At 44.3% G+C, this 16,415-nt stretch carries 17 protein-coding genes; 8 read left to right on the top strand and 9 right to left on the bottom strand.

Annotated elements, in window-relative coordinates:
* The first annotated feature begins 214 nt into the window (after positions 1-214).
* The 3 genes from FLA_RS21160 to FLA_RS21150 all read left to right on the top strand — a co-directional run bounded on the left by FLA_RS21160 (position 215) and on the right by FLA_RS21150 (position 1,805).
* On the top strand, positions 215-652 hold the full coding sequence (locus tag FLA_RS21160; RefSeq protein WP_076382219.1) for a VOC family protein: 438 nt from the start codon (positions 215-217) through the stop codon (positions 650-652).
* A 79-nt stretch (positions 653-731) separates the two neighbouring features.
* Positions 732-1,298, top strand: a complete 567-nt coding sequence (locus FLA_RS21155; protein ID WP_076382218.1) for a Crp/Fnr family transcriptional regulator — start codon at positions 732-734, stop codon at positions 1,296-1,298.
* Between the two features lie 57 nt (positions 1,299-1,355).
* Complete coding sequence (locus FLA_RS21150) at positions 1,356-1,805, top strand: DoxX family protein (protein WP_076382217.1); 450 nt, start codon at positions 1,356-1,358, stop codon at positions 1,803-1,805.
* Positions 1,806-1,923: 118 nt separating this feature from the next.
* Here the strand turns inward: FLA_RS21150 and FLA_RS21145 are convergent, their stop codons facing one another.
* Entirely contained in the window at positions 1,924-2,373 is a 450-nt protein-coding gene (locus FLA_RS21145; RefSeq protein ID WP_076382216.1) for a hypothetical protein, read from the bottom strand.
* 322 nt (positions 2,374-2,695) lie between these two features.
* Here FLA_RS21145 and FLA_RS21135 point away from each other — a divergent pair, with 322 nt between their 5' ends.
* The 3 genes from FLA_RS21135 to FLA_RS21125 all read left to right on the top strand — a co-directional run bounded on the left by FLA_RS21135 (position 2,696) and on the right by FLA_RS21125 (position 6,156).
* Positions 2,696-3,340 (top strand): hypothetical protein, encoded by a 645-nt coding sequence (locus tag FLA_RS21135; RefSeq protein WP_076382214.1) that lies wholly within the window; start codon positions 2,696-2,698, stop codon positions 3,338-3,340.
* Between the two features lie 126 nt (positions 3,341-3,466).
* A complete protein-coding gene (locus FLA_RS21130; protein ID WP_076382213.1) occupies positions 3,467-4,627 on the top strand; it encodes a helix-turn-helix domain-containing protein in 1,161 nt (386 codons plus the stop codon).
* A 56-nt stretch (positions 4,628-4,683) separates the two neighbouring features.
* Positions 4,684-6,156, top strand: coding sequence for a S41 family peptidase (locus FLA_RS21125; protein ID WP_076382212.1), 1,473 nt, complete (start codon positions 4,684-4,686; stop codon positions 6,154-6,156).
* A 96-nt stretch (positions 6,157-6,252) separates the two neighbouring features.
* Here the strand turns inward: FLA_RS21125 and FLA_RS21120 are convergent, their stop codons facing one another.
* From FLA_RS21120 to FLA_RS21105, 4 genes are all read right to left on the bottom strand, one after another.
* Positions 6,253-6,768 (bottom strand): DinB family protein, encoded by a 516-nt coding sequence (locus tag FLA_RS21120; RefSeq protein WP_076382211.1) that lies wholly within the window; start codon positions 6,766-6,768, stop codon positions 6,253-6,255.
* Between the two features lie 95 nt (positions 6,769-6,863).
* Complete coding sequence (locus FLA_RS21115; RefSeq protein WP_076382210.1) at positions 6,864-7,757, bottom strand: helix-turn-helix domain-containing protein; 894 nt, start codon at positions 7,755-7,757, stop codon at positions 6,864-6,866.
* 36 nt (positions 7,758-7,793) lie between these two features.
* Positions 7,794-8,615 (bottom strand): SDR family NAD(P)-dependent oxidoreductase, encoded by an 822-nt coding sequence (locus FLA_RS21110; protein WP_076382209.1) that lies wholly within the window; start codon positions 8,613-8,615, stop codon positions 7,794-7,796.
* A 31-nt stretch (positions 8,616-8,646) separates the two neighbouring features.
* Positions 8,647-9,471: an SDR family NAD(P)-dependent oxidoreductase gene (locus FLA_RS21105; protein ID WP_076382208.1), complete on the bottom strand. Its 825-nt coding sequence runs from the start codon at positions 9,469-9,471 to the stop codon at positions 8,647-8,649.
* Between the two features lie 145 nt (positions 9,472-9,616).
* Between FLA_RS21105 and FLA_RS21100 the strand changes: the two genes are divergently transcribed.
* Both FLA_RS21100 and FLA_RS21095 read left to right on the top strand, forming a co-directional pair.
* Positions 9,617-10,753, top strand: coding sequence for a transglutaminase domain-containing protein (locus FLA_RS21100; RefSeq protein WP_159445186.1), 1,137 nt, complete (start codon positions 9,617-9,619; stop codon positions 10,751-10,753).
* 24 nt (positions 10,754-10,777) lie between these two features.
* Entirely contained in the window at positions 10,778-11,539 is a 762-nt protein-coding gene (locus FLA_RS21095) for a DUF4262 domain-containing protein (protein ID WP_076382206.1), read from the top strand.
* Between the two features lie 217 nt (positions 11,540-11,756).
* Here FLA_RS21095 and FLA_RS31245 read toward each other — a convergent pair whose 3' ends face one another.
* The 4 genes from FLA_RS31245 to FLA_RS21080 are packed head-to-tail and all read right to left on the bottom strand — an operon-like array spanning position 11,757 to position 16,415.
* A complete protein-coding gene (locus tag FLA_RS31245) occupies positions 11,757-12,203 on the bottom strand; it encodes a hypothetical protein (RefSeq protein ID WP_144264166.1) in 447 nt (148 codons plus the stop codon).
* Between the two features lie 28 nt (positions 12,204-12,231).
* Positions 12,232-12,441, bottom strand: a complete 210-nt coding sequence (gene xseB, locus FLA_RS21090) for an exodeoxyribonuclease VII small subunit (protein WP_076382205.1) — start codon at positions 12,439-12,441, stop codon at positions 12,232-12,234.
* Complete coding sequence (xseA, locus tag FLA_RS21085; RefSeq protein ID WP_076382204.1) at positions 12,419-13,858, bottom strand: exodeoxyribonuclease VII large subunit; 1,440 nt, start codon at positions 13,856-13,858, stop codon at positions 12,419-12,421. Before xseA ends, xseB begins: the two co-directional genes overlap by 23 nt.
* 4 nt (positions 13,859-13,862) lie before the next feature.
* Complete coding sequence (locus FLA_RS21080; protein WP_076382203.1) at positions 13,863-16,415, bottom strand: M1 family metallopeptidase; 2,553 nt, start codon at positions 16,413-16,415, stop codon at positions 13,863-13,865.

The raw sequence follows: 16,415 nt of genomic DNA, 5'->3' as shown, positions 1-16,415 counted from the left end.
GGTTATGTCCTGAAAAATATGCCAAAGGGTATTACTGTTGGTTTACAACAGGTTGTATTGATTTAGCCTGGGGCAACTGTCCGTTTTTGCAACACTGTTTGTTCGTTTTCAAAGGTTGTCTGAAATAGCCCTGCATATTGGCGTTTTTACCCAACCCTTACTCCTTTGTTATAATTAGGTTTGTTATCTCTTCTAAAATACAAAATCAACACATATGGCAACAATTAATCCCTACCTGAATTTTCCGGGTAATACAGAAGAAGCTTTTAATTTTTACAAGTCTGTTTTTGGAGGTGAATTTCTTGCATTACAACGTTTTAAAGATGCGCCGGCAGATGCACCAGGTTGCAGTGATATGTCTAAAGCTGATGGTGAAAAAATTATGCATATTGCTTTACCAATTGGTAAAAGCAATGTGTTGATGGCTACAGATGCCCTGGAATCGATGGGGCAGAAGCTGGAAGCAGGTAACAACTTTACATTAAGCCTGTTTACTGAAAGTGAAGAAGAAACAGAACGTTTGTTTAACGGTTTGTCGGCAGGTGGTACCATACAAATGCCATTGGAAAAAACATTCTGGGGCGCTTATTTTGGCATGTTCATCGATAAGTTTGGTATGCGGTGGAATATCAACTACGATTTACCTAAGTAAGCAGCAAAGTACTAACAAAGGTGGCAGGTTAAGGCCTGCCACCTTTGTTGAGTTACCATTTTTGCCCGATCTTACTGTAATGAATCACATTCGCCATTACCTGGAAAAGCTGGCCCCGTGCAGTGAGGCAGACTGGAAGGAGTTTTCATCCCGCCTTGTGCAAAGGGTATTTACACGCAAAACGGTGTTACTGCCTACCGGTAAAACCGAACAACACCTGTCTTTTATAGAAAAAGGCATTATTCGGTTTTATATACCCGGAGAAGAAAACGATCTTACTTTCAGCTTTGCTTTTGAAAACAGCTTTGTTAGTGCTTACGATTCTTTTTTAACGCAATTACCCTGCACTTATCATGTGCAGGCAATTACTGATACGGTATTATGGAGTCTTACCTATGCCGATTTACAGGCTATTTACCAATCTACTACAGTAGGTAATACCATCGGGCGTTTGGCGGCAGAAGATCTTTTCTTAAAGAAATCGCGCCGGGAATTATTACTGCTAACACAAACACCTGAGCAGTTATACCATTATTTGCTTACAGAACAGCCGCATTTAATAGCCCACATACCACTTAAATACCTGGCGTCTTATATAGGCATCACGCCGCAGGCGCTTAGCCGCATTCGCAAACGTATTTCTTAACCCGGGTTCATTTTTTGAAAGCAGGTGTGTGCCGAAATTTGTGATAAATACACAGCTATGAAACCATTTATTGTATTACTGACAGGTACCCTGCTGGCGTTAATGATTACGCGTTGGGTTACAGGTGCGTGGCAATGGCAGCTGGCGGCACGCATTGGGTTAAGTATGATGTTAGTTTTTACTGCGATAGGGCATTTTGCCTATACCAAAGGCATGGCCATGATGTTGCCGCCAGCAGTGCCTTTTAAGGTGGCATTGGTATATATCACCGGAATATTAGAAACAGGTGCCGGGTTGCTATTGCTATTACCCGCTTTTACTGCTTTTACAGGATGGTTTTTGATCGTGTTTTTTATATTGTTGCTGCCTGCTAATATATATGCCGCCATTCATCATATTAATTACCAGACGGGCAGTTTGGATGGGCCGGGTTTATCCTACTTGTGGTTTAGAGTACCTATGCAACTGGTGTTGATAGCATGGGCTTATTACGTAGCTGTGTTTTAATAGTTTTGGGGTGTTATGTGTATGCTGTTTACAAACGTTGTGGCTTCGGGCATTTCATATCTGGTGTTGTGAAAGTAGTTGCCGCGGAAGCGATACTTCACGCGGCAACTATATTGGGTTAATGGAATGTTTTTTCCAGCTTAAACAAAAAGCTCGTTTCCGAGCGGGTAAGGCTACTGTCTGATATCGCTTCCTTAAAGGGTTTGTGATACAGCTCATCGCCCACTTTGGCATGTTGTTGCAAAATGGTAGGCATGTCTAATGATAAAAGCTTTTTCAGCATTTTCAACCGTTTAATCTCCGTGTCAGATACATACAGATTTTTTAAGCAATGCTGCAGGTAGGTGGCATAGAACGCAGCTACATGTGCTCTGAAATCTTTTTTGGCGTACGCTTTATTCTTTTTTTCAATAGCGGCTATTTCCGATATAGAAATGTTTTCGATAGAAAGGGTTGCCAGCAAATTGTTGATTTCTATTACAGCAATGTCGGGCGATGGTCTGTGAAAAAGTTTTTGAAAAAGGTTTCGTTTTTTTAATGGCATGCGTTTGAATGCATTGTTAAACATAGTAATAAAGTTGTTTTGTTACTTGCTAACTCAGCAGATCTACAAGACGGGGGACATGTGTAGCTGTAGTTGCTAAAGAATGTTGTTGTTACAGGTTGTGTGTTCTCATTTGTTGTGCATGGCTCCAATCATTTATAGGTTTACAGATAATAATACCATGTTACCCTGCTTCAAAAACAGGTAACCGGGTTTGTATAGCCTATTGGATTTTGAGTAATCTGGTGGAGGAGTTATCCAAATATAATAAAAAGCGGGCAAAATGCCTATTTTAGCAAATCGGGTTTTTATGATAGCATAAGCCGGATTACCCTTAAAAAATGGCATGAAAAAAATACTCTTTGCATTGGCTTTGTTGGTTGGAATAACAGGTTGTGATAGCGGCAATAAAAGCACTCAACAACAGTCTTCATCAACCTTTGCACCTGTAGATAGCAATATTATTTCCAATATTACACCTGTCAATGATAGTGTAGCCATAATCTCTTTATTAAAAAAGGTGTACCAGTGGCACAATGCTAACCAGGATAGTTTACGTGACTTTGAAGTAGTGGTGGAACAGGATACCTTACAAACCAGGCTTGATCAGGCATCGTTTGATAAAACTTTCTACGCCCTTCGGAAAACGGGCTATTTTTCCCACTCTTTCCTGGAAGGTTATGATGCATTGGGAAAGCTTGTAGACAGGACGCTGGTGGATGCGCAGCCTAAATACCTGAACGAAATTAACTTCGATTTTCAGGATGCTGATCCATGGACCTGGTTTCAGGATGATGCCGGACAATTCTGGAATACCTGGGTTATCAATAATTATCATGCTACTGTTAACACTGCTTCTCTGCAATGGAGTCTCAAGGACAGGTTGGGTGATACCCAGGGATATGAAGTTGGATTTTTGAAAGAAGATGGCCAGTGGAAGGTAGATCATTTAGAAGGGTTTCATCTGGCGCGTTACCTGGAAAAGAAATGATTTTACAAAGTAACAATAACTGAATAGTAAGGTAGCGTGCGCTACCTTTTTTATTTGCCGATTTACGCTAATTTTAAATGCAGCTGCTATCCATGAAAAAGTGGTGGTACATCTTAATAACATGTTATGCGCCTGATCGATTATTTAGATATACTGGTATTCGCCGGCTCTATCCAGGGAATTATTACCGGAATTCTTTTGCGCTATGCAAAGCCGCGTCGTTTATCTAACCGGTTGCTGGCGGTAACGGTATGGTTGATTGCTCTACCGGGTATTCATTTATGCGCCCACCATGTACATTTCTTTGATGGCTCTCTGGCTACAGACTGGATGCATGCACTTGTGCCCTGGGTGGCTATTATGGCATTAGGGCCACTTATTTACTTTTATATCCGCTCTGTTCATGAACCTGCTTTTGTATTCAAACGAGAATATTGGCGGCATTTTCTGCCGGCTGGCTTAGACCTGGTTCCTAAAATAGTAGAAATACTGTTTTTAGTAAACCTGGTTCCTGTGGCGTGGATGCATGGGCGGGAGCAGTTGATTGGCTTTCTTGATACGTATAATAAATATGCGGACTTGCCACGCTGGTTATCATTGGCTTATTATATATACCTCTCTGGTAAATATATCAGGCAGGTAGCCCCGGATAGCAGTGCAGCTACCTGGACAAAGCATTTTGTTGTTGCTATGCAGCTGTTTGTGCTGGTTTGGTTTGTTTACCTGGTGCCTTATTTAATACCAGCCTTCTCGGTAGTGCTGGCGAAAAGAGTAGGTTGGTTTCCGGTATATATTCCATTAGCAGTGTTGATTTACTGGATTGGTATAGCCGGATACAGGCATATGCTTTCAATCGCTTATGAGGTGAAACCAAAAGTAGCCGAACCCGGGTATGCCCGCGAGTTGCTGGTACAAACAGCAGAAAAGCTAACCGCCTGTATGGAAGCGGATAAATTGTACCTGAATCCCGAACTGGACGTGGCAGGTTTGGCGCAGGCAATTGGCGTACCGGCAAAGTTAATTTCGGCTACATTCAATCAGCACCTCAACAGTAATTTCAGCCAGTTTGTAAACGAATACCGGGTGGCAGCGTTTCAACAAAAATTGCAGCAGCCCGAAGCGGGGGAGTTAACCCTGGCAGGACTGGCTGCTTCCTGTGGTTTTTCTTCCCAGGCTACTTTCCAACGTATCTTTAAACAGCTGACAGGGGTTACGCCGGCTGCATACCGGAAAGCCGGAGTGCAGCAGCCCGAAGAAGCATCCAATAATGCTCAAATCCGGATTTGAGCAGGCTTATTTTTGAATGGCGCAGGCGAATTTCCCAGCTTTGAAATCAAAAACAAATGCGGACTATTGCCTTATTTACCAGCCTGTTACTGTTTGCCCATTCTATTACACAGGCGCAAGCTTTCTCCTTATCCTCCCTGTTAGAACCTGCGGGTATGAAAGGTGATTTCAGGTACTTGCGCACCAGGGTGGAACAAACCTATCCGGCCTTATATGTGCACCAAAGCCGGGAAAGAATGCAATGGATTTTTGATAGCCTGGAAAATACTTTACAACAGCCTTTGCCTTTTGGAGAGTTTTATAAAAAGATCGCCTTCCTGATAGCGGAACTTCGGTGCGAACATACCTATTGCAGCACGGGAGCAGGGTATAACCAGCTGGTAAAACAATTCGCTTTTTTGCCTTTGCAATTGTTTCTGGCAGGCGATAAGCCGTTTGTGATGGTGAATTTTTCAGCGGACACTACCATTTTTCCCGGTGACGAAATTATCAGCATTAATGGTCGCTCTGTAGATAGCATTTGCCGGGAGTTGTACCGTTATATGCCTTCGGATGGATTTATGGAGGTGTCTAAAACCTATGCGTTATCTTCTATGGCGTTTGGGATAGCTTATAATATGTTTATTGAGCAGCCCCGTAGTTATACGGTAGTAGTAAAAAACAAGAAAGGGAAGTTGTTGCAGCGACAGTTTACCGATCATCTTTCTATCGATGAGTTCAGCAATATAGCGCTTAAAAACCCGGCGAACAAAGTGATATGGGATGCAGAGAAGCGGGCGAAAGCATTGAACAGCAAAGACTGGCGGTTAGAAATATTACAGCCAAAGACCGCCTTGCTTGTTATCAGAACATTCAGTGCCGATAAGCATGATTTTAAAAGGGCTATGGATGGTTATTTCAAAACCATCCGTGAAAACCAAATAGAGCATCTTATCATTGACCTTGGCTGGAATGGTGGGGGAGAAGAAGAATTGTCGGCCTATGCAATGAGCTACCTGATAGATACGCCTACCCGTTTTATGGATGCAGAATACTTGATCACAGATGCAGATTCGGTGCTGGCATCCAGCAATGTGCCTGATGAGATCAGGAAAAACAAGTATGCCTATATTGAACCGTTGAAAAATGGTAGAAGCTATGCGCGCATCAGTGAATATGCCCGGGAATTAGAGGTGATGCAACCTAAGCCTAACGGCTATCATGGTAAAGTATATGTGCTGGTAAATGGGGTAACCTCTTCCGCAGCTTCCACTTTTGCTGCAGTGGCGCAATCTAATAACCGTGCTGTTATTATAGGACAGGAAACCGCAGGTTCTTTCCTTGGCGGAGGCACTGTGCTGGGGCTGGATCTTACATTGCCTTATTCTAAAATAGCCACGCATACTTCCATTGTTTATCAGGAGTTCAGCACCCATGGCCGTGATGGTAATAGAGGTGTTGTGCCGGATAAAGTGTATAAACCCACTTTTGAAGATATGACAGGTAGTTATGAGAATTGGAAAAAGAAGTTGTTGCAGATGGTGTTATAAAGAGTGAATATTATTTACACAAAAAGTCCTCCCTCAAAACGGAAGGAGGACTTTTTTATACCTATATGTTTATAACTGTGCTGTCTGGCTGATGCCTTAATTTCTGTTCCAGAAAGCGGGTGGTTCTACACCCAGGCTGCGCAGGTATACAAAACCCTGGGCGCGATGGTGTATTTCGTTGTCAATGAAATACAGGAGACTGGAATATACATGGCCTTCATATTGGCCAAAGGATTTTACGGTTTCCTGGAAACGTTCTTCGCTGATTTGAGGAAACCAGTGAATGATGGCTTCGGTAGACAGGTCCCATTGTTGCAACAGGTATTCCTTGGTCTTTTGCTCGTCTGTCATGTGGTGGTTATTGAAGTCTGTAGTGCCCCAGTCGTTGGTAACCATCCCTTTTACACCTGTTGCGCCAATGTCCAGCAATTCTTTTACCATGGCTCCAAAAGTACGCATACCACCTATCTGAAAAGTGAATAACTGGTCTTCGGGGAAGGCTTCAATCACGCGGCGTGTCAGGCGGCGGTGTCCAATCCACTCGTTCAGCAGGTTCTCGGAAGAGATAAATGTTTTTACTTCTGTTGCGGTGTCAGCTTGTTGCATAGTCATACTGTTGATTTTTACTGTTTGATACAACAAAGTAAAAACCGGCTACTGACAACCCTATGTCAGTCTGTTTCTGACGAAATAAAAAATGATCTGTTTTAATTCAAACTAGCCTGTTTTCTAAATTCCAGGGGTTTCATTCCTGTTTGTTTTTTGAATAACCGGGTGAAATATGATGAATTTTCAAATCCCAGGTAGTAGGCTATTTCGGCCACGCCCTGGTCGGCTGTTTTCAACAGGTTTTTGGCTTCCGAAATCAACGCCAGGTGAATCAGCTCCAAAGCTGTTTTCCCGGTTTCCTGTTTCAGCAGGTCGGTAAGATAGCGGGGTGAGAGGTAAAGCCGGCCGGCTATATTATTCACCGATGGCAGCCCCTGTTCCTGCAATCCCCCGTCTTTAATATACTGCTGTAATGCTGCATTGAATTTGGTCACCATCTTACCCGATAGGTCGGTGCGGTTGATAAATTGACGTTTATAAAACCGCTGCGAATAGGTAAGTATAGATGCCACATGACCCAGCATAATTTCACGACTGTACTCGTCCTGGTTTAAGTTATATTCCGTTTCTATTTTATCCCGCAGCTCCCATATAGTAGCTTCTTCTTTGGGCGACAGATGTAATGCTTCATTCACTTCGTAATCAAAGAACCCGTATTTCTGGATGATATTGTATAACTCGTGTCCGTTCAGGTAATCTTCATGTATGAAAATCATAAAACCTGCCTCTTCAAACTCCAGGCCGCTCATCTGAATAATTTGCCGGGGCTTCATAAAATACATCGACCCATTGGTATGGTCGTATGGCGTGCGGCCATACATGATAACACCGGCTTTCAGCTTTTTAAAAGCAATCACATAAGCATCTGTTGTAAACTCCCGGTCGCCCAGGGGACACGCTTGCTGGCAACCCGCCATGCTGATCATTGTATTTTCCGGCAGCGGCCATCCGTTTTCACGGTGAAGCTCGGTTAAGGTTTTAAAATGTTTCATCCCTGTAAATTTAGTGAAAAACTGAAGCAGTTGTTATTAGCCATGCGCCGCTACAGCAACATCATTCCAAAGTTCCCACTCCGCAATTTTACCTGCGAATTCTTCTTTGGTTTTGCGCAAACCCAGGTTGCCCAGAAACAGTCGCAAAGGTGGATTTTGAGCATCTATCAATTGCAATAGGGCAGGTATGGTAGCTTCGGGGTTGCCATATTCTTCAGCGGGCATACCTTCCGTTCTAAACAGCTGTTCACGCACGCCGTCATAAGCGGCGATAGGATTGCTTCTGACGGCCGAACCTCCACCAAATTCTGTTTTATAACCATTGGGTTCTACCAGCGTTACATGTATGCCAAAGCCTTTCACTTCATGCGCCAAAGCTTCGCTCAAGCCCTCTACTGCAAACTTGCTGGCATTATACATGCCCAGGATGGGTAACGACCAAACACCTAATACGCTGGACAGTTGTATAATATGTCCATGGCCCTGGGCTCTTAAAATAGGTAAGGCTGCCTGTGTTACAAATAAAGTTCCCAGTACATTGGTATCCAGTATTGCACGGGCATCTGCTTCTTCCAGTTCTTCCACAGCGCCAAACAGGCCATAGCCGGCATTGTTAATAACTACATCCAGCGAACCAAAGTGGGCTTTGGCCTGGGCTAATGCTTCGTTAACTGCTTGTTTATGGGTAATGTCCAGCGTCAGGGGTAAAAAAGTATCAGGATATTTTTTCACCAGGTCGTCGTAGGCATGGATGGTTCTGCTGGTGGCTACTACCTTGTCACCTCTTTCCAGTAATGCATTGGTCCATATTCTGCCGAATCCTTTAGAAGCGCCTGTTATAAATATTGTTTTTGACATGATGTTGTATGTTTTATATGTTGAGTGATGATTAATGTCCGTGTGCAGCAATGCTTACTTCTTTCCAGTTTTCAATGTCTTTCAGCCTTTGGGTATATACCTGCTGCATGGCATGGTAGGCTATTTTGCCCAATAATAATCTTTGAGGTGGGGTGGCGCTGTCTATCACTTCTAAAATAGGTGCTACCGTGGCTTCGGGCTTGCCCCAGGTGTCAGGATTCTCGCCGGATTTAGCAAAACCTTCCCTTACTGGTGTATAGTCGGCAATAGCAGCACTGGTTTGTGTGGCGGAAGCTCCTGCCCATTCTGTAGCAAAGCCATTGGGTTCTATCAGCGTGGTTTTAATACCTAAATGTGCCACTTCCAGGCCAATGGTTTCAATTAATCCTTCCACTGCAAATTTGGAAGCGTTGTATACACCCAGCATAGGTATGGCAGTTAAACCCAGGAAGCTGGACACCTGTATGATATGACCGCTTTTTTGTTTACGCATTACCGGTAACACTGCCTGTGTAACCCATAACGAACCAAAGAAATTGGTTTCCATCTGCAATCTTGCCTGCTCTTCCGATGTTTCTTCTGTAGTGCCAAACAGGCCATAGCCGGCGTTATTGATCAATACGTCAATACGTCCCAGTTGCTTTTCTATGGTGCTTACTACAGACAGTACTTCGTTTCTGTTATTTACATCCAGTTTAATGGGTAATACGTTGTTGCCATATTTTGCTACCAGGTCGTCCAGTGCAGCCACGTTGCGGGCTGTGGCTACTACTTTATCACCACGCTGTAACAAGGCTTCAGCCCATAATTTCCCAAATCCTTTCGATGCACCTGTAATGAAAATGATCTTGCTCATATACTATTGTTTTGAATGATTTTGATAACACAAAGCTAGCAGGGGAGGTGCCGGAGAAATAGCTCATTTGAGCGGAAGAATAGCACAGAAATACAGAAAAGAGATGCTTACTTTTGGGGCCTTAAAAAACAATCCTATATCCTTTATGCGCCCTATTCTTCTGTTAGTTATCTCCTGTATGCTGATGCAATGGGCTTTTGCACAAACCCGTAGTACAACACAAACCACTGTGAAAGGCCCGGCAAAAGAACCGGTAAATGTATATGCTATTACCGATTCGTTGGCTTTGCTGGTGCCGGAGTCTGCCACACATACCACTGATGGTATCGCTGCTTATATCTCCGCCCATTTTAAAAGTGACACGGATAAAACCCGCGCAGCTTTTATATGGATCACCCATAATATTCATTACGACGTGAAAAATATGTTTGCCATCAACCCGTATGTGAGTGATGCAGAAAAAATCAGGAAAGTGCTGGATACCCGTAGCGGCATTTGTGAGCATTTTTCATTGTTGTTTCAGCAGATATGTAGCAAAGTGGGTATTGACTGTCATATTGTAAGTGGTTACACCCGTCAGAAAGAATATGTAGATTATATAGCGCATATATGGTGTGCTGCCAAGGTGCAGAATAAATGGTTTTTGTTTGATCCTACCTGGGGGGCGGGATCTATTATCAACGGGACGTTTGTTCCTTCTTTAAAACCGCAGTACTATAAAGCAAAGGGTACCGCTTTAATGGCTTCGCATATGCCTTTTGATTTTATATGGCAGCTGCTCAACTATCCTGTTACCGGCGACGCCTTTTATACAATGCCTGTAAGGCCGGATTCTTCCCATGTCTATTGCCAGTATGCCGATTCTATTAAAGCTATGGAGCAAATGGATACTGCGTTGCAATACGCTACTCAAATGAGAAGGCTGGTAAGCAATGGGGTAAAAAACACGCTTTGTGTAACGCAGCTTCAATATTGGCGGATAAAGTTGCAAAACCTGGCGGTAGTGGATTATAATGCAGGTGTAATGGGGTTTAATAAGTATATTGACTATTATAATAAGCAGTTTAGGCCTGCAAGGCCGGATGCTGAAATACAAGGCATGCTTACACAATGTACTATTCAGTTGAAGGCAGCGGCTGATAAACTGAATATAGCAGAAGCGCAGTGGGAAGGGTTGGACGAGAGCGGCCGTGCACTCCGGCGTCAGATTACGGATATGCAGGCTAAAGTAAAAACTCAGGAAGAATGGTTGCAGCAGCATTTTTCCAAAAAAGCAGGGTAATAAATAAAATAAAAAATAGTAGAGATGAGTCATGAACATGCTAAAGGTGACCAGGAAGAAAGGCAAGATATATTGGACAATATAGAGCAATATGGCTGCCACCTGGCTTTACTGGAACCGGACAATTATCTACCGGGTTTTGCTTATTCCATTGGATTGTTTAAAAGGTTTGCACACCCGGAAATTATTTGTTTTGGGTTGACTACAGAGGTGATGTCTTCGGTGCTGAACCATGCCTGTGAATTGATTAAAAAAGGGGAAACATTAGTGGCTGGCAAGCTGTATCCCGGTTTTCTGGATGGGTATGATGTACAGTTTATAGAAGTGGATAAGTCCTATTATCCTGATTATGTGGGGTATGCAGGATGGTTTTATGACAACTCATTTGATTTCCCGTTATTGCAGTTGGTATGGCCTGATAAGGCCAGTCATTTCCCATGGGAAAATGATTTTAACGCCGAATGGAAATTCATACAGCCCTTGCTGGACAGAAACACAGATTTTAAATTTTACGAAGAAAGAAACCTGGGTGTTTATACCACAAAGCAGGTGTTAGCAGGTGAGCCTGTACTATATGTATATCATGATGCGGATGGCGACTGGCAGTTTCATGCTGTTGCGGAGCCTGATATGAATGATGCAAAACTGGTTTGCCTGGAAGAGCTGGTAAAGATGGACACATCCATTAATGAGATATTTCATTTGCAACTGGGATGGCGCGCCTGGCGGGATACAAAGGAAGATGATTGGCAATACGATGAGGATGGTGAGGAGGAAATGGAGTAATAGTTGACTCATTCATGCAAGACCCGGGAAGGATGGCAGTTTGAAAAAGCAGTACTGGCGCGTGCTGCGATATATGTGGCGTGGCAATTCTGATAGCTGCAGTAAAATGATGTATACCTCGCGCACGGCAATGTACATTTGGGGCACGCTACTGCACAGTTGGCGCATTGCGGATCAGGTATGATGAAAGATTGTGCATATGTGCCTGCACAAATTGTCAGTTGGAGTGACGGAGGGTGAGTGTTGATGTATACCCGGGTGCGGGTGTCGGGAAATCAACCTTATCTGCCTGAGCAAAAAGAATAGCTGGCGGATGGGAATGCACATTGGCACGATCATTAATAATGTTTCCAGCAGGCTGTTGTGCAATACCCCGGGGGAGTATGCGATGTTGAAGGGGATGGTGCAGATGTGCATGGTAACGCGTACTATGTGAAGTGGGATGGGCGAAGTGTGCAGTAGCGTGCGCCAGGTGTGCATTGTCATGCGCCGGATGTAATCTGCGACACGCCAGACGTGTAATGTCATCCGGGAGAGGGGCAATATTTCGGGCGGCATGTGTAAGCTGATAGTGCATATGTGCATTAGGGTGATGCAGTTGTGCCGCCGGGTAAGGTATAGTGACATCAGTGAGGTGCAAATGTATGGCAGGATGCGCCACCATTACCTTGTGTTAAGGCGGTTATGCTTTGTTATCGGCCAGAGCTACCCTCCATTTGTGCAATAATCTTATTGACTTCGGCTTCTGTGGATTTCAATTTGGTTTGACAAAAAGTAATCAGGTCAGAAGCCCGCTTTACTTTTACGGCCAATACATCTACCGAAACAGATTCGTTTTCGATATCCTGTGCAATCTGTACCAGCTCCTGGTACGCATCTTCATATGTTAAAATCTCTTCCATCGTAGGGGGCTTTGCTGGTAACTGTGGCTTGTATTTCTGTACTGGATAAAATTACCTCAATACTATCGCCCGGCAAAATATCGGCGGGATTGCTGGTAACGGCCTGGCGTGCTTTTACAATAGCAAATCCTTTTTTCAGAATATTATCGGGCGACATTAATTTTATCAGGCTGCTGTAATGGCCCAGGTGGGTGGCCTGGTTTTTCAGCAGCTGTGTGTTAAACACTTTGATATGATGGATAGCGTTGCTCAGTTCATTTTTTTTATCCTGCAATATCATACGGGGTAAAGCGGATAGTTGCGAGGATAGGTTTATCAGTTCGGTTTTCTGATTAAACACAATAGAACGGGAGGAGTGAATAACCGCCTGGTTTAATGAGGTTAAGCTGTCTTTATAGTCGGCAATAGCATCCCGCGTATTGTTAACAATACCACTTTGTAAAGCAGCCAGTTGTTGCCATTGCAGTGAAAACAGTTGCTGCGATTTTATAACAATGTGTTTTTGCAACAGTAGCAGGGTGTCTTCAAACTGCTTGTTGTGGCTGATAATAAATTCAGCTGCCTGCGTAGGTGTTTTAGTGGCGGTATGCGCCATCATATCGGCAATGGTTTCATTTTTCTGGTGACCAATACCGGTGATAACAGGAACAGGAAATTTGGCTATGGCTTTTCCTACCTGGTAATTATCAAATAACAGGAAATCGGTTTGTGCCCCTCCACCACGAATGATTACTACCGCATCGTAAGGCTGGTTTGCCTGAAAAATGTCAATCAGTTTCTGCACCAGTAAATCGGCGTTATTTTCACCCTGTACAATGGTGAAAAAGTTATCCAGGTAAAACTGGTAGCCATAGGGGTTATTAGCCAGTGTATGCCGGAAGTCTTCACCGCCGGCAGAGGTGGCAGAAGTAATAACGGCTACGCGTTGTATTACTTTGTTAAGCGGTAGTTGCTTATTGCGGGTATCATATACCTCCCCTCTTTTAGTAATAAAACCGGGATTTTCATCCACCAGTTTTTGCAGGGTGGCCTGCCGTTGCTGTTCCAGCTTACCCAGTGTAAAGCTGGGGTCTATATCGTGCAGGTTTATCTGCAGCCCATATACGGGATGGAACTGTACCGATATGTTTACCAGCACCTGTATGTTGTTGGTAAAGGGTTGCCCGGTAATGGCTTCAAACCGGGTAATGCTGGTGGAGCCCATGCCCCAGGCTTTGCCGGATATTTTGGCGATGATATTATTGGAGTGCGTGTCTTTCTCTACCAGGTCAAAACTGTGGTAGTTTTTAGCGGCCCGGTAAGTATGGCTGGTTACATCGGCAATCACCCAAAAGGATACAGATGAAAAGGCCTGCTGAACCACCTGTTGAATTTTGTCGTTCAGCTGCGATAGCCTTATATGTTTTTCTGCCTGCATGTGTTTATTTCACCAGTTTTTCTGCACGGAATATATTGTCTGCCGCTTGCAATATTTTATCTCTCAGTTTGGGATTATAGCCCGGATGCGTTTTTAGAAAGTTGCGTACAATGTTGCCGGCAGCAGTGGTTTGATAGTAACCCAATGTGGCGCCCAGCCAGTTTTGCGGAAAAAAGATATCGCCGGTTTGTTGAATTTCTTCCAGCATGTGAAGGCTTTGCGGCAGGTAGCTGATGGCTTGCGAGGTGCGTAACGGATGATGCAGATAGCTTAACGCGGTACCTACCCAGGCTTCTTTGCTACGATTGCTGCGTTGTTGCAGTGAAGTGAAAAACTGGCTGCGTTGTGCTGTATCGTTGGATAAAGCAGGAAGCAGGAATTGCCAGCGCAACTTGCGGTCGGCATTTTCTATACGTTGTAACTGAGCCAGTAAAACAGTGTCATAACCAGGGTAGTTTCTGATAGCCAGGGTGGCTGCCAGGTTCTGGTAATCATCTTCATACAGCTTTACCTGTAAAGGCGGTTGTTTCTTTTGCCAGATATGGAAAAGCGTGTCCTGTGCACCTTTGGTTAATGCGATGTTGCTATAGGCTTTTAATAATAATTTTTGCTGGTTAGGGTAGCTGTTGCGGTTCATGGCGTCCCATAAAGCTATTTCCAGGGCAGGCGCCAGATCGGTACGTTGTTGCTGGGATAAAAAACGCCAGAACACACTGGAAAACTGGTCCAGTAACAGGGTGAGGTTGAGTTCTTCTCTTTCCTGTGTAAACCCTTTGTGGTATAGCTGAATAAGTTGTAACGGGGTAATGCCTTTACCGCTTAATGCGTTCTCGTAACAGTTTAAATAAAACGAAGCGCGCATAAGTGGCGTAAACAGGTTATAAACAGGAGTGTTACTGGCCAGTGTGGCAGGGAATACCCCATAGCCCTGGCCATTGGCATTAAACACCAATGCCTGTGGCACCGGCCGGCCGGATAACTGGGAAAGGCGCATGATGGCGCTGTCTGTTGACACGGTTATTTCTTCGGTATGATCTTCATACACCAGTGCTATTGCAAAAAATTGCGGCCATATTTTTTTACTGCCATCTTCTGCGTGCTGGGTAAGTACAAAGTGCTGGATAATGCCGCCGGTGGTGTCCATGGTGTAATCAAACACCGGACGGCTGGACTCATTTACCCATACTTTGTTCCAGGCCTGCAGGTTGGCTGTACAATGCTTGTCCAGTATATTAATTAAGTCGGGCCAGGATGCATTGCGGTTGGCATAGGTGCGCAGGTATTCGCGCAGACCTTCGCGTAACGAATCTTCGCCCATCAGCAGTTCCAGCTGGCGCATCATAATGGGCGCTTTGTGGTAAATAATATTGCCATACATACTGCCTGCATCTTTTAAGTTATCCAGTTGCTGGCGTATGGGGTGTGTGCCTTGTGTGCGATCGGTGTTATAGGCGGCGGGGTAATGATCGGTGAGAAATTTAAGATCGAAGTTGTTGTTGGAAACGGTGAGGTTGCCAATTTTATCTGCCATAAAGTTGGCAAACACTTCTTTCATCCATACATCGTTAAACCAGCGCATGGTTACCAGGTCGCCAAACCACATATGAGCGGTTTCGTGCGAAAGCAGGTTGCTGCGGGCATTCAGCTGGTCTCTGGTAGCGCTTTCTTCCAGGAAAAGGGTAGATGCTTTGTATTCAATAGCGCCGGGATGTTCCATACCTCCAAATTGAAAATCGGGAATAGCGGCAAAATCGAATTTTTTAAACGGATAGGGAATGCCGGTGTAGGTTTCCATAAACGTAAGTGCATCGTATTGTATCGCAAACAACGAATGCAGGCTGGCGCTTAATTTGGCGCTATCCGTTTCGCGATACAACCCGTGTATGGTGCGGTTGCCGGAGGTTACTTCGGTTTGGGCAAAGTTACCAGCTACAAAAGCAAACAAATAAGTGCTGATGGTATCGGAAGGTTGAAAATGATATGTTTTGCTGTTGGCGTTAATAACAGAATCCTGCAGGGGGCCGTTGGCAATAGCCTGCCAGGCCAATGGCAGCTGCAGGGTTAGTTGAAACACCGCTTTGATATTGGGCTGATCGAAGCAGGGAAATACGGAACGTGCTTTTTCGGGCACCAGCAGGGTATACAGGTAGTCGGCATTGCGGTTTAAAGAGGTACTGCCGGCTATAAACTGTATTTGCACGGTATTGCTGCCGGTACGCAGCCATTGCATGGGTATTACCAGGTGCTCGTTGCGTATGTCGGGTTTTACGGTTTTGCCGTTCACCAGCAGTTTACTTATGGCATCGGGTGGTGCTTTAAAGTCAATTTGCAGCGGCTGGCTGTTGCCCAACAATTTAAAACGTATGGTTTCTGTGGCAGGTATAGGAGTGGTTGGTGCTCCGGTAACGTTCAGGTCTAATGCATATTCTACCTGTTTAATGTTTTTACTGCGGTAATCGGCCAGGGGTAGTGGCACACCGGTGGTTACGGGTAAAGATTGTGCATTCGTAAACAAGGGAAACAGGAATGCCGCCCATATATGCTTTACATACTTCAT

The organism is Filimonas lacunae (assembly GCF_002355595.1).
Taxonomy (GTDB): domain Bacteria; phylum Bacteroidota; class Bacteroidia; order Chitinophagales; family Chitinophagaceae; genus Filimonas; species Filimonas lacunae.
This window is presented reverse-complemented; position numbering and strand designations above follow the sequence as displayed.